The organism is Microcoleus sp. BROC3, assembly GCF_036702515.1.
GTDB lineage: Bacteria > Cyanobacteriota > Cyanobacteriia > Cyanobacteriales > Microcoleaceae > Microcoleus.
Genome location: NZ_JAUBTQ010000048.1, coordinates 29,383 through 44,401, shown reverse-complemented (window position 1 = coordinate 44,401; position 15,019 = coordinate 29,383). Strand labels below are relative to the sequence as shown.

Sequence of the window (15,019 nt, the reverse complement as noted above, 5' to 3'; positions counted from 1 at the left end):
TTAGAGCTTAAAGCCTCCTGTGACCTTTCATCCCTGGATTAAAGTCACAGGGTTTTCAGGTGTTTTCCTATAACCAGCCCCTAATTTCCGCGTCGGTTAGCGTTCTCTCCAACTTCACATACTCAGCCCGAGCCGCAATCAGCAAGTGTTTCATCTGCACTGGCTCCCTGGCATCGGCTGCCATAAAAGCTGCATTCAAGGCAATATTACGGATATTCCCGCCTGCTACGTTTAGCCGCCCTAATTTGACACAATCCAGTCCCTCTGTAGGCGTATTTTTTGGGAAAATTCGCCGCCAAATTTCAGCCCTATCTTTGGCATCTGGAAAACTATACTTCACTACAAATCGAATCCGGCGTAGAAAAGCTGTATCCAAAGAATCTTTTAAATTCGTTGTCAAAATCGCTAAACCTTGGTAAGATTCCATGCGTTGTAGCAGATAGCTAACTTCCATATTGGCATAGCGATCGTGGCTATCTTTGACATCAGAACGTTTGCCAAAAATCGCATCGGCTTCATCAAATAACAAAATTGTCGCCCCACTTTCGGCAGCATCGAAAACCCGGCGCAAGTTTTTCTCAGTTTCGCCTATATACTTGCTGACTACAGAACTTAAGTCAATTCGGTAAAGATCGAGTTGCAATTCCCCAGCTAGCACCTCTGATGACATAGTTTTTCCAGTCCCAGAGGTTCCGGCAAATAAAGCGCTAATTCCTAAACCTCGATCTCCTTTACCTGCAAATCCCCATTCTTTGTAAACTTTGGTGCGTTGCCTGACATGAGCGGCAATTTCTCGCAAGGTTTGGCGTTCTGCTTCTGGTAATACTAAATCATCCCAAGTGGCGGCGGGTAAGATGCGTTGAGCTAAGTCATCTAACCGGGGACGAGATTGAGCGCGACAGATGTCCCATAATTGATTCTGGATTGCAGCGGGCGGATTGATTTTACTTGTTTGTTGGGCAGGAAGATTATCTGTAAAACCAGCCTCAATTTTTTCGGGATTTTGACTAATCATTTCTTCACAAACAGCATAAATCGTGGGGGCGTTAAGGTTGAATTGCTCGACTAATACTTCTACTTGTCCGTTGAGAACAGGTACAAATTCTCCTAAAGCGTTTTGCCAGATTTGTCGTTGTTCTTGTTTTGTGGGTGGATGGATATCAAAAGTGATGAAAGGACGCCTTGTACTTTTACGGCGATCCCGCGTCATTATAATTATGGGGCTGGTGATATTAACAATTAGTTGAGCGATGGCGTTCTCTTTTGCTCCATCTTCGGAATCCATTTCATCGCAGTCTAATAACAAAACCGATCGCCTCAACTTCGCTTCTCTATACCACAGTAAAATCAAGTTATTCAATTCGGCAGTAACTGTCGGAATTACTCTGGTAGATATTACGGCTAATTTAATTCTTAAGATTTCACAGGCAGTGGATGCGATCGCCAATTTAGATTCTACTTCATCCCCGCATAGTTGTACTATTGGTAATGGGTAATCGGTAAGTGGTAGTGAGTCAACAGAAAAACCACTTTGCTGCTGAGCCCAGTTCTTCGACCAAAGTGCTGCTATTTGAGATGCTATTGTCGAGTGCGAACCGCTTAACGGCAGGCGGCGCGATCGCACCATTTCTCCACTAAGAGATACTGGCTCGATAATACCTTTAAATGCTTCATCTAAACAATCTACTCCCATTAAATAGTGCAAAATTCGCTCGTTAATTCTCAACGCACTATGGGTTATAGTTTTACCGCGCACAACTTCAATTAACAGCCAGCGACGTAACGGATGATCGGGAGAAATAGCATTCCAATGGGGTGCAGCCAAAGCTGACATTGCCAGATTAAACGTAGGATAACTTAGCTGCCCATCTCCCTGAGCATCGGCGCACAAAGAATCAAAGTTTTGCTGTAATTCCATGCCCGCACATAACAGCAGTACATCTCGCTCAAAATCCGATAAATTGAATCCAATTGTTAGTTCTTGTAAGGCCGATGGAGAAGGCATTGCTGACGCCACTGCCATCAATTCCAATCTAGCTTGTTCTACTTTTAATGAGGATAGGCAATTTTCCGGTTCAGTAATATAACTTGATAACATTTGCTCGATTACTGCTACCGATGCCATCAGGTATTTAATATTGGCATTCTGCCATTGACTGCTTTGTTTAATGTTCATTTAAGAGTCTTCCTTACTTATTGTGCCAAAACATTAGTCAGGACTTACGCAAGAAATCATTTTTTACACTATCTGTAGTTGTAAGGTACGCACGGCTAACCCTGTCTGGCGTGGTGGAAAAGGTTCCCAAACACCTGAAAGAAGCTTGACGACGTTAGCGGAACCCTCAAAGAGGATCGCTCAATTGGACTTTTTTCAGCCGCGCGAGAGAATAAACAAGATTAATTGCCGATCGCGAACACCTATGATGACGTAAATACGTCGAGCGCACGCCTGCGGCGAGCTGTTACTGCGTTACCCTACTGTACTCAGCTTGGTGGTGGGTAGTTTACCCAATTACGACGCAGGGACCGACATACCCACTATCCGCATCTACTTCGAGAGGACTCTCGGCACCATCGATCTGCACGCGTACCAAATATTCTCCTCCCTTCACATCCAAAATCGGAAACAGCACCGTGTCGATAGGCTCCTCACGGGGTTTGGCTGCAAAAATGTAACCCACTGGATTGTTATTCGATCGCTCGTTCAAAAACAATAGTACCCGCTGGTCGCTACCAATGGTTAAATCAAGTTGCACCTGGAATTCTGCGCCATACAGATCCTCCTCGTTTCCCCATAAATCCAATACTTCTGGCTTTCCTACAATCTGCGGACACAAGACAAAAGGAAGTACATTCGACGCTATTGCGCGATCGGGGTCAAGGGGCTTGAGCTTCACGATCGGATGCAACACGCACAACTGCTGTACCCCCGCCCGCAAACTTTGCTTTTCTTCTTCTGGTAGCAAGGATAAATTCAACCGCAGCTCTTTTTCGCTAACCTCTTGCGGCGTTACCCTCGTCTCGCCGATTCTCACCTGTACTCGATCGGCCTGCAACCGCTTGCCACGCATCATCAATATACTACCCGCTACAATCGGTTGATTTGCCCCCGCTTCCGAGACCGCTTCCTCAACCATCGGCTGGTTGGGCGTTGTATAAAATTGCACGCTCTTTACGGGCAAGGCTCTGGCGCTCTGTTTGTTGCCTTCAATCAAAACTGCACCGCCTTGGCAAGCAAAAGATAGCATATAGGGTGTTTGGAAAAACACTGACCAAATTTTCGATAGTTCCTCCGTATTCATCTGGCTGGGAACAATCGTCACCCGCTCGACTTGCTGTTCCAAGGTAGAATCTGCCAAATATCTAAAATTCGAGTGATTCAGCGTCGCTCGAATCATCTCAGGCGTCAATATCGGGTTGTCAACAATGGTACGCACAGCGCTACCGAGCAAACGTTGGGGTTCCAACTCTATGTCATTGCCGTAAAACGTCATGATGTAGAATAGGTCTAATCCCGCTTGGGCGTGTTTAACTAATTCTCCCTTGGGGCGACGGTTGCGTAAGTCGTAATTCCGCCAAGCGGGATTGGGTATCGCTTGATACAGATAAATATTCACTCCTACTTCTGGCGTTTTACCCCCACTTGCTTCAGGGCGCACCGTAGTAACCTTGGCTCCTGGGAGATCGAGTTGGATCGCCGATTGCAAAAGCCTTTGCAGGGTGGCTGTGACGGTGGCGATCGCTAGATAGTTACTCATCTTCTCTAAAAGTTAATCCAGGTTGAATTTAAATATTAATGAAAGTTATTAAGAAAAAACACAATTTGTGCAGATGTCTGGTTAACAAAGTTTAGTGTACTATAATTTATGCCTATTATTGGATTAGCCACTTTAGCTTAGCTAAAAAATGGTGTAAATCAGATAAGGCATCTATGATTGATGGGAATACGAGTCAAAAAATCAGACTCACTTAACCATTAGCAGTAATCAGTTATTAACAAAAAGTGGTGCTTCAACTTTATGAAAATTTACATATAAGAATTTGAATGAGCAAGTCACCAGCTTAAAAATAGTAACAAGGATAACTGGTAGGTAAAATATGGTAAGTGAGCATGGTATGCGGTAACTGGTAAATTTTTCCCTTTAAGGAAGAAAGCTATGGCGAGACTTGATTACTTTGCCCCTGGTGTATACGTCGAAGAAATTGACCGAGGTAGTCGCCCCATAGAAGGCGTACAAACCAACATCGCTGGCTTTATTGGCTTTACCGAAGCGATTCGCAATGGTGCCGAAATCGGCAAACCGATGCTAGTCACCAGTTGGAATCAATATTTAGAATACTTTGCTAAAGAAAACTCCGATGGATTCACAGATTTTGGTGCCTATTTACCCTTTTCCGTTAACGGTTGGTTCTTAAACGGAGGCGCTAGGTGTTGGATTGTTAGCATCGGTACCGAACTCCCAAAACCCGCAGAAAGGACGACTCAACCAGGACCAGAATCCACCGCACTGACGGTGAAAACCTCTGCCAAACGCGAATCTTTGCAATTTATCCTCAAGCAGGGAGAAGAAGAAACAGATATTAGCGCAGTCAACGTAGAAATCTTACCCAGCGAGCCTAGAGCTTATCCCGAGGATCCAAACACCCCAGCCCCTGTCCCGGCTGAATTCTTCACCGTAGTCATCAAGCGCGATGGGCAAGAACTGGAAAGGCACGAACAACTGACGATGGATCGGAACGTGCAGCCAGAGGTAGGCGACTATGTAGTGACCAAACTCGAAGAAGCATCCCAGTACGTCACCGTCATAGACTTGACCCAACGCGGGCTGCCGCTTACCCGCCGTCCCCTAGACGGTCAATACGAAGTCAGCCCTCCCCCTCTTTTACCGACGCAGGAAAACTTGTACGGGTACGTGCGAGGAGTGCGCGACGATCGCAGCGGGATACAAGGGCTATTCGAGATTGACGAAATCACGATCGTCGCCTGTCCAGATTTAATGCTGGCGCACAAACAGGGCTTGATCGATCGCGACCAACTGCACGGACTGATGGACTTGATGGTAAGTCTGTGCGAAAACGCCGCACCCAATCCGCCCAATCGCATGGTGGTGTTGGATGTTCCCCATGACTGTATCAAACCGCAACACGTAACTAATTGGTTGGATAATGAATTTAACCGACGTTCCATGTTTGCAGCGCTTTACTATCCGTGGGTTAAAGTCCCCAATCCCCGTAATGCTGGAAAACCGATATTAATCCCGCCTTCCGGTCACATGATGGGTGTGTGGTCGCGCACAGATGAAACGCGAGGGGTCTACAAAGCACCAGCCAATGAAACTCCGCGCGGCGTCATCGGATTATCTTACGATTGCAACTTCCGGGAACAAGAATTATTGAACCCCAAAGGGATTAATTGCCTGCGCACCTTCCCGAATCGAGGCATTAAGATTTGGGGCGCAAGAACGTTAGTAGAACCGGAAAAAACCGAGTGGCGTTATATCAGCGTCCGTCGCTTGATGAGCTATATCAATAAATCGATCGAATTAGGCACTCAATGGGTTGTATTTGAGCCAAACGATCAAGATTTGTGGGCAAGAGTACGGCGGACGGTTAGCAATTTCCTCGAACGACTGTGGCGGGAAGGTGCATTGTTTGGTAGCAGCCCCGAGCAAGCGTTTTTCGTCAAGTGCGATGAAGAAATCAATCCCCCTGAAACGATGATTCTAGGTCGGTTGTATATTGAAGTTGGGGTTTGCCCAGTCCGGCCAGCGGAATTTGTCATTTTCCGCATCAGTCAGTGGAACGCTCAAGATGAACAATAAAATTAGCTAACGGGCGAGTGAAATGAGGGAATGGTAATCGAAACAAAAATTACCAATTACCCATTACTAATCATCAATTACTAAATCAAAAGGAGTTGAATTATGCCAGCAGACAGCGATGAACTATTAGTCAGTTGTAGGTTTTATTTTGAAGCTGACGGTCTGACAGATAAACAAATTCTGGAAGTCTCGGGTTTAAGTGCTGAAAGCCCAGCCGCCGGGGCTGACAAGGTAATGGGATCGAGTAAAAACGCAATGAACTTGCGTCAGGCTGCTCCCACCCGAGTCAAATATACTCCGGTTGTCGTCAAAGTTGTTGCTACTACTAACAAAGACCTTTACAAATGGTACGAAGATTGCAACAAAAATGCTGGGGGTAAGTCGGAATGGTCTTCAAATCGGAAAGCCGCTTCGGTTACGGTTTACGACCAAGGAGGAGAGATGAAAGCACGTTGGGAGTTGCAAAATGCTTATCCTACCAAATATGAAGGGCCTAAACTAGAAGCTGGATCGAATGATGTGGCTAACGAAACCATAACCCTAGTACACGAAGATATCAAACGAGTACAATAGGTAATTTGAGATTTGACATTTGAGATTGAACAGGACTTAGGTTGACGCAAGCTAGAAACCGTGTTTTATGTTGCGATTTCTAGCTTGTACAACTATTTTTTTAGAGAAATCCGGTTTCTTTAAGCCGTGCTTAAAGTTAATCGGAAAGCTGACCTCGGACATCTAAAATTAGCCAGGAGGTAAAATGGCAAACCTGATTAACGATTTTCCAGAAATCCTCACAAATTGCCGATTTTATATCGAATTAAAACTAGAAGGGAGCCAAGAACCAGTTGATGCTTATTTTATGGATTGCAAAGGGTTTAAACGCACTCAAGATGTCATAGAAGTTTCCGAGGTTACACCCAACCGCTGGGGTGCAGCGAAAATGGGTCAGGTTGTTTGCACAAAGGTTCCGGGGAATGTTAAAACTAATAATATAACCCTACGTCGGGGCATGACTAACTCCACAACTTTGTGGAAGTGGTTTGAAGCAGTTCAAGAAGGAAATTGGGCTAAACAACGTCGAGATGGTTCTTTAACTATTTATGACCAAAGTAATAACTCACAGGCAATATTCCAGTTTCAAGGAGCTTGGCCTGTTAGTTACATTGTTTCTGATTTAAGTTCGGCTGGTGGGGATTCGGAAATTGAAGAAATGGAAATTGCTGTAGAAATGTTTGCTCGGCAACAATAAGCCGTAAGGTTTCAAGATGTTTCAAATTGAATTTGAATTTACTTTACCAAAAGGGTTTTTAGATGCAGATGGAAATTTACACCGCAAAGGTGTGATGCGTTTAGCCAAAGCGATCGATGAAATTTTGCCATTGCGTGATCCCCGGGTTAAGTCTAATCCTGCCTATTCTACGGTGATTATTTTATCGAGGGTAATTACTAGATTGGGTGCATTAGAAGAAGTAACTCCGACGGTAATTGAAGATCTTTTTGCTTGCGATCTGAATTATTTATACCAATTTTATCGTCGCATTAACGAGTTGGAAGAAGAAGTAGAATCAAAAGAACCTACAAAACCTTCTAATTAACAGTTAGCAATTAGCGCTTACCAATTGGTAGTTAGCAACCACCCATTATTGATTTTATCGCTGGTGTTTAAGTCATTTAGGACTTCGCGCCCTTGCCCAGAAACCAGGTTGTTGACGAATGACAAGACTCTGTTGTGACCCGTACATTTAATAAAAGCCGCCGATTTTTCTGTTCGTGTACGTAAGTTCTGTTATTAAAAATTCTGCGTATTATTTCTATTTAATATGGGAGGGGTGCTGTGAGACTCGCCGATTTAGTAAATTCAGTTGGCAGTAATTTTAGGGAGGTAGCAAACTTTATTCGCTACCCATTTCAAAACCTATCTCGGATAGCGACCCGCCACGCGCAAAAAGAGTATGAAAACGTTGAGTTATCCTGGGGTAAAAAGACTGAAACGCAGGAAAATTTGGTTGAGCAATCTAATATACCTGTGGAAAAAAGAAATTCACAAGCAGATAGGATGCTTAACCCCTATTCCCCACAAGAGTTATTGAACGAATCTAATGCTAGGACATCGCAAGTAAAAGTAGCAAGTAGTAGTTTAAATGAAATAGCACATGCGGTAACGATTGCAGCGGCAGATCGGTTAGCGAGAAAAACATCTCCCAGTGCAAAAACTCTGCCCATTTTAGCAACCGATATAGAAATTCGCGGGGGTCGTCGCGGTAAGTATCGAGTTGAAAAATGTTTAAAAGATGGGGAAACAGTGCGGTTGTATCAAGGAATTCAGGTTGAGAATAACAAGTCTATATTAATTAAGGAATATCTATTAACCGACCGGGATTTTAATCAAAAAGAAGCAAAAGAGCGGAAAGAAAAGTTTGAAAAGCTAGCGAGTTTGAACCTCAAGAATGGGGTAGGACAAGATTTTCGTTTGATTAGCCCTTGGGATGCGATCGCACCTAGCAATGAAAAACGCTGCTACCTAATTTTCGAGCAACCGATTCACAATAGCCTAACTTTGAGAGAGTATCTGCTAAAAAACGGGGCTATGACTCCCCACCAGGTGCGCGGAGTTTTGGATCAAGTATTGCAAACACTTTGGTTTCTCCACAGTCACAGATTGCGAACCTTTGATGACGATATCGAGCAAGGCTTGCTCCACGGTTATCTCAGTCTTGATAGCCTTTTAATTGCGAGTAGCAGTCAGCCATCTGCCCTAGATAAACCGCAATTTTTTATCTACGTAGCAGATTTAGCTCTCTGGGAAGATTTATTTAAACCACCCACTGCTAATTTTAGCGAGCGCTCACCCAAACAAGATTTAATCGATTTGGGATATGTAAGTTTTTATTTGTTATGGGGAACAACAGTAGACCCCGATACCGCTCAACCGCTTAACCCCAAGTTTGAACAACATTGGCCTGAATTTAAAGATGCTAGGCTGAATAAATTTATTCATCGTCTATTAGGAATTGACCCGCCATTTAAAACAGCTTTTGAAGCAAGAAAAGAGTTGTTAGCACCCCTGTCAAGGGAGCTTGAAACGCCACTAGACGTAACAGCAGAAGCTGACAGTTTAGAAGAAGATACTCAGAAATATTCTTCGTTATTTCGACTGGTATTAACGATTATTTTCTTGGGTTTTCTGACGGGATTGTTGTTGCAAATTATGGTAAGATTGCGTCAGCCTTTTTCTCAAGTTGAACAGCTTGTTTTTAATTCTTCTGAACCCTGCTGCCTTGCCCAAATCGATCGAGTTCCAACTGAAACAGTTACGTACATAACTGAGGCTGATGGAATTTGGAGTTATATTCTTAAGACAGTTAGTTTGGTTTCTTACAATAAAACGTTTGTAGAAGAACTAAGCATTCGCGATCCGAGATTAAAAACATATACGCTCGAAATTTCCCACGAAAACATAATAGAAGAAATTAGATCTAAGAGAGCAGACTTTGCCCTTACTACTTTTATAAAAGATTTACCCGATGATATGGAGCAGGTGGAAGTTGCCTATGATGGATTGGTGGTATTTGTAGCTTTCAGCGATCACAAAAGATACCAGAGTGTTCCGAATGCTTTGAACGGCAAAATTACGCTTGACCAACTACGAGAAATTTACACAACAGAAACCTTGACCAACTGGTCTCCTCCAGAAGGGATTAGCCCGAACATCAAGGTTTATATGCCAGTTGATAATCGTCAAACTGTTAATTTTTTTGAAGAGTTAGTGTTTAAAGGAGATCCACCTCAACAGTTTAAAAAATTGCCGGAAAAACTGATTAGAGAGGCGGAGCAAAAAATAATAAATCAACAACCAATTAATGAAAGTTATATTTTAGGACAAATACTCAAAGATTTCGAGCAGAATCAAACGGTGGGATTTGGTTTTGGTTTACTCAGTCGCGTGTTTAATCAATGTGCTGTTTATCCTTTGGCACTAGGAAAAAAGGGAGAAGAAGTGCAGCCATTAGTTCAACAGCTTGGTAACCAAGTAAAACCTATAGAACCGACGATTGATTTATGCAATGATAAAGGAAGTTATTGGCCTAATGTTGAAGCATTTAAGTCTGGTAGCTATCCATTAATTTACCGTTTGGTAGTAGTTTACCCCAAAAAAGATAAAACGCAAGCGGTTGCAGGAAAAAAATTTACAGAACTGCTAAAAACGGATGAGGGGCAACGTTTGCTGAGCGAAGCAGGACTGGTATCATTGCGAACTTTACCTAAGAGGAATTAAAAAATGAATGTAAAGAAAAAAGATGAAATGGCTCAGTTAATTGATAAAGTTATTGTAGATCCAATGTTGATGAGGAAACTGAGTGATAGAGTTTATGAATTGATGCTGGAAGACTTGAGAAATACTCGCGATCGCGCTGGAAACTATAGAGGGATGGTCTGATGTCTAAAAACGGTGAAGACACGCACGCACTGAACTACGTAACTGCTAATCGCTTTTACGTGGAAATGGAAAGTAGTATTACGGCTTCCTTTAGCGAGTGTTCGGGATTAGGAGTCAAAATCAAAAAAGAAACTTATTTTGAAGGTGGTGTCAACGATTACCAACGGATTGTTTTAGGTCAAGCTGAGTTTTCAGATGTAACTCTAAAACGCGGTATTACCGATGATTTTGTTTTTTGGGATTGGGTAAGTAATACCTTAAGCAATGGCCAAAAAGAACGGCGGAATGTAAATATTTTGCTCTTTAACCAAGCAGGGGTAACCATGCAATGCTGGACGTTAGTAGCAGCCATTCCAATTGGTTGGAAAGCGCCAGCACTCCAAGGCAATTCTAACACGGTGGCGATTGAAGAATTGACCCTAGCTTATGAGGGATTGAAGATAGTCAAATCAGAAGGAGGAGGGGCGATAAAACTGCAACCGGGACGCCACGCATCGGGTTATTTTTTATAGCAAATTAATGTAAAACTCCGCTTGGGAGGCAATGATTATGACTTTAAAGCCTCTAGGGTTGAAAGATTCTTTAATTCAACCCACTTCTCTGGGAAATGACTTTAAACTCCAGCGATCGCTATCTCCTTTATGTCAATCTTTAAATCCCTTAGGGCAAAGCTTGCAGCCATTTGGTAATTCTGTGCTTCAGCCATTAGGAGAGGTAAATAAAGATGGGGAAATTGGCAACTGGGGATTAGACGCAGGGACGCAAATAAGGGAAGATGGAGAAAATTTTGCTGGAGAAATTCCTCAGTTTTTCGATAATCAATTACCTATTCGAGCTCGACCTGAGATTAACTCAAATCTAGGCGAGATATCTAATACACAAGATTTAGTCGGAAATTTTCCTACAAATTACCGCTCAAAAAATGAGCCTTTATCTTCAAATACAGCCGCATTGAATAGTGCTAACGCTGCCACGGAAAATATCGCTCAACTAAAACCATTGTCAATTTCAAAACCTTTAGTTCAAACATCTGTTTTTGAGATTTCTAGTTTATCAAGCTTGCCTCAATTTACACAAAGGCAAAGTACATCGAGTTCTGATAATCTGGTTTCTACTTCTGGAGAAACTTCTAGTTTATCTAATTCGATGCCAACGAGTACGGTTGATATATCCAACAACGTATCGCCAATAGTTTCGGCAAAGCCAGTCCATAATATCTCTAATTATGATTCCTTAAATTTACATCACATCAGCAGATTCAAGGATAATTCTCTAGGTTTCAACAATCAGTTAAGCTCTCAATCTATAACTAAACCTTTACCCCAACCGCAAACAAGTTTTTCGGGCAAGCTAAGTTTAGATAGAGAAAGTTGGCCTTCTTCATCTGCTACTAATATGGGAGAAGTAAATGGGCTCGCACCAACCTCACCTAACTTAATCCAATCTAAATCTTTTTCAGTACCACCTCAAGAAGCTGTATCACTACAGCCAGAAATAATAACAGCAAAAACCGAAAATTTAACTGCTAAAGCTGATGGAGAAGTGGATGCGATCGCACCAACTTCCTCCAATTTAATCCAAGCCCAAGCTAATCCAGTATCATCTCAAGGATCTCGATCTCTACAACTAGAGTTAATTGGAAAACAAACAGAAAGTTTAACGGCTAAAACTGAGGTAGAGATGGATGCGCTCGCACCAGCTTTACCCAACTTAATCCAAGCCAAGCCTTCTCCAGTATTATCTCAAGAAACTGTAGCGTCACAACCAGAAATAAGCCGAGAGCAACCAAAAAATTTAACTGCTAAAACTGATGGAGAGAGGGAGGCGCTCGTACCAACTTTACCAAACCTAATCCAATCAAAACCTTCTCCAGTACCAACTCAAGAAACAGAAAGTTTAACGACTAAAACTGATGGAGAAGTGGATGCGGCACCAATTTTTCCCAGTTTAATCCAATCAAAACCTTCTCCCATACCAACTCAACAAACAGAAGGTTTAACGGCTAAAACTGATGGAGAGAGGGAGGCGCTCGTACCAACTTTACCAAACTTAATCCAATCAAAACCTTCCCCAGTACCAACTCAAGAAACAGAAAGTTTAACGGCTAAAACTGATGAAGAAGTGGATGCGGCACCAATTTCTGGCAATTTAATCCAATCAAAACCTACTCCAGTCCCAACTCAAGAAACAGAAAATTTAACTGCTAAAACGGGACAAGAAGTAGATGCGACCCCAACTTCTGCCAACTTAATCCAATCAAAACCTTCCCCAGTACCAACCCAAGAAACAGAAAGTTTAACACCTAAAACGGGACAAGAAGTAGATACGGTTCCAAATTCTGCCAACTTAATTCAATCAAAACCTTCCCCAGTACCAACCCAAGAAACAGAAAGTTTAACACCTAAAACGGGACAAGAAGTAGATGCGACCCCAAATTCTGCCAACTTAATTCAATCAAAACCTTCCCCAGTACCAACTCAAGAAACAGAAAATTTAACTGCTAAAACGGGACAAGAAGTAGATGCGACCCCAAATTCTCCCAACTTAATTCAATCAAAACCTTCCCCAGTACCAACTCAAGAAACAGAAAATTTAACGCTTAAAACTGAAGGAGAAGTAGATGCGGTTCCAACTTCTGCCAACTTAATCCAATCAAAACCTTCCCCAGTACCAACTCAAGAAACAGAAAATTTAACGCCTAAAACTGAAGGAGAAGTAGATGCGGTTCTAACTTCTGCCAACTTAATTCAATCAAAACCTTCTCCAGTACCAACTCAAGAAACAGAAAATTTAACTGCTAAAACGGGACAAGAAGTAGATGCGAGTCCAAATTTTCCCAACTTAATTCAATCAAAACCTTCCCCAGGCTCAACAAAAGAAACAGAAAGCTTAACTGTTAAAACTGGACAAGAAGTGGATGAGGTTCCAATTTCTCCCAATTTAATTCAAGCTAAAATTTTTCCCTTATCATCTATAAAAAATACACCGCCACCGCTAGAAACTTTTAGAAAAAATAGAGAAAATGTTAGTTTTATATCTCCTAATTTTCACTCGCAAATATCTTCAGGTTCCATAAATCTTTCCCCGACAAATCTTGTCCAAGCCAGCTCAAAAAACCCCAGTTTTAACCTTATCCAACCTTTGGTAAATTCAAAGTTTCTTTCTCAAAAGTCAGATTTATTTCTCTCTGACTTTGTAAGTAATGAGACAGATAAACAACCTACTATTTCTCAGGAAACAACCCTTTTATCTAGTAGTTCTCAGTCCAACATTTCCAAATTATCAGAAGAATATTCCCCCAATATTTCTCGCACAACCGACACAGAATCTCCCAACAATTCGGCAAAAGTTGAAAATATACCAAATTCGTGGTCAAGTATATCTGAATTAATGGGGGAAAATACTAACAATGCACCAGCTAATATAGATTCTCTCAAACCATTGGGTTTCTCACAACGGCTCAACAACCCCAACAATTCGATATTGGCTAAATTAGAGAACAAATACACCAATAACAACGAAGAAAAAAATAATACATTCGATACACCGACATCATGGTCAAACATATCCGAATTATTGGGTGAAAGTTCTACCACAACACCAGACAGTATCCCGATTAAAAACGAAGTTCCGCCTGCCTCCTTACCTGAACCAGAATCTTCACCTTCTTATACTTTGGCTTCTCCCAATGTGTCTGATAATTACACATTGACCACTAGGGGAGAGACTTCCCAACTAATAACAGCAGACACTGCAGGGAAAAACCGATCCATAGAAGAGGAAGAATTAGAAAAATTGGCTCAAAAAGTTTACACTCTTATGCGACAATGGCTAGAAATAGAACAAGAGCGTCAAGGCTACCAATCATTAGGTTACCCGGCTTGGCTGAGCAACATTACCTCAACCTACGGAACTTCTGCTAAAGTAAGATCGGCACCAGAGCGATCGACTCCAGGAGCACCACCAGCAGGCGATCCTGGTGAAGTTTCCCCAGTTGATGATAAATTACAAAAACTGACCGGAGAAATTTATTACCTAGTTCGGCAGCGTTTAGAAATCAATCGAGAGCGTCAGGGCGGCTACTACAGCACTCGCTTGTATTAGTAATAAGACATGTACTATCGAGGATAAATTATGGCATCAAGTACAAGTTCACCCATCACATCAACATCAAGTAAATCCGGAAATTTGGTTAAAGCCCTTTTAATATCTGATGATGGTGTGCCACAGATTGAATTTATGTTTAATCCCACGGAATTAGTTTTCGAGGGAGTTGTAGAAACCTCCGAAAGTCCCGGTGCACGTACCGAAGATAAAGGAACCCCTAAAGTTAGTTTTTCTCATGTAAAAGCTTACAAAGTTACCATCAATAAAATTTTGTTTGACACTTACGAAGAGGGAGGAGATGTTGTTAAACAATATATCGAGAACTTTAGAAAATCAGTTGAATTTGTCAAAGGAAAAGAACGCCCGCCAATTTATCAATTTATGTGGGGAAAACAGGTTTACCTGCGCCGTTGCTTTATTGAAAAATTAAATTATAAACTCACCATGTTTCTCCCAGATGGAACACCCGTCCGTGCTGTCATCGATAGCCTAACTTTAAAGGAAGCCGATGAACCCAACGAAAACGGGCCTTTAGGTGCTAAACCTCCGGCTAAAGTAGACCGTCAAGCCGATAGTTTGGATAACCGGAAATCATCAGGTAAAACGAATCGCCGAACTTCAAACATTTAACAGATATCACATCTTTTTATAA

At 42.2% G+C, this 15,019-nt stretch carries 11 protein-coding genes; 9 read left to right on the top strand and 2 right to left on the bottom strand.

Features of this window, described 5'->3' with window-relative positions; all coding sequences use genetic code 11:
- Positions 1–67: 67 nt before the first annotated feature.
- Both QUB30_RS25340 and QUB30_RS25335 read right to left on the bottom strand, forming a co-directional pair.
- Positions 68–2,176 carry an AAA family ATPase gene (locus tag QUB30_RS25340; RefSeq protein ID WP_333339178.1) on the bottom strand — a complete coding sequence of 703 codons (2,109 nt, stop codon included), beginning with the start codon at positions 2,174–2,176 and terminating at the stop codon, positions 68–70.
- 328 nt (positions 2,177–2,504) lie between these two features.
- Positions 2,505–3,758 carry a DUF4255 domain-containing protein gene (locus QUB30_RS25335; protein WP_333339175.1) on the bottom strand — a complete coding sequence of 418 codons (1,254 nt, stop codon included), beginning with the start codon at positions 3,756–3,758 and terminating at the stop codon, positions 2,505–2,507.
- A 399-nt stretch (positions 3,759–4,157) separates the two neighbouring features.
- Here QUB30_RS25335 and QUB30_RS25330 point away from each other — a divergent pair, with 399 nt between their 5' ends.
- From QUB30_RS25330 to QUB30_RS25290, 9 genes are all read left to right on the top strand, one after another.
- Positions 4,158–5,822 carry a phage tail sheath C-terminal domain-containing protein gene (locus QUB30_RS25330; protein WP_333339173.1) on the top strand — a complete coding sequence of 555 codons (1,665 nt, stop codon included), beginning with the start codon at positions 4,158–4,160 and terminating at the stop codon, positions 5,820–5,822.
- Positions 5,823–5,924: 102 nt separating this feature from the next.
- Positions 5,925–6,395, top strand: a complete 471-nt coding sequence (locus tag QUB30_RS25325; protein ID WP_333339170.1) for a phage tail protein — start codon at positions 5,925–5,927, stop codon at positions 6,393–6,395.
- Between the two features lie 184 nt (positions 6,396–6,579).
- Entirely contained in the window at positions 6,580–7,071 is a 492-nt protein-coding gene (locus QUB30_RS25320; RefSeq protein ID WP_333339168.1) for a phage tail protein, read from the top strand.
- A 16-nt stretch (positions 7,072–7,087) separates the two neighbouring features.
- Positions 7,088–7,417, top strand: a complete 330-nt coding sequence (locus QUB30_RS25315) for a hypothetical protein (RefSeq protein ID WP_333339163.1) — start codon at positions 7,088–7,090, stop codon at positions 7,415–7,417.
- A 407-nt stretch (positions 7,418–7,824) separates the two neighbouring features.
- On the top strand, positions 7,825–10,098 hold the full coding sequence (locus tag QUB30_RS25310) for a substrate-binding domain-containing protein (RefSeq protein ID WP_333339159.1): 2,274 nt from the start codon (positions 7,825–7,827) through the stop codon (positions 10,096–10,098).
- Between the two features lie 27 nt (positions 10,099–10,125).
- Complete coding sequence (locus QUB30_RS25305; RefSeq protein ID WP_333339156.1) at positions 10,126–10,260, top strand: hypothetical protein; 135 nt, start codon at positions 10,126–10,128, stop codon at positions 10,258–10,260.
- A complete protein-coding gene (locus QUB30_RS25300; protein WP_333339152.1) occupies positions 10,260–10,772 on the top strand; it encodes a phage tail protein in 513 nt (170 codons plus the stop codon). The genes QUB30_RS25305 and QUB30_RS25300 overlap by 1 nt, the downstream gene beginning before the upstream one ends.
- A 37-nt stretch (positions 10,773–10,809) precedes the next feature.
- On the top strand, positions 10,810–14,364 hold the full coding sequence (locus tag QUB30_RS25295; RefSeq protein ID WP_333339149.1) for a hypothetical protein: 3,555 nt from the start codon (positions 10,810–10,812) through the stop codon (positions 14,362–14,364).
- A 30-nt stretch (positions 14,365–14,394) separates the two neighbouring features.
- Positions 14,395–14,997, top strand: a complete 603-nt coding sequence (locus QUB30_RS25290) for a CIS tube protein (RefSeq protein ID WP_333339146.1) — start codon at positions 14,395–14,397, stop codon at positions 14,995–14,997.
- Positions 14,998–15,019 lie beyond the last annotated feature (22 nt).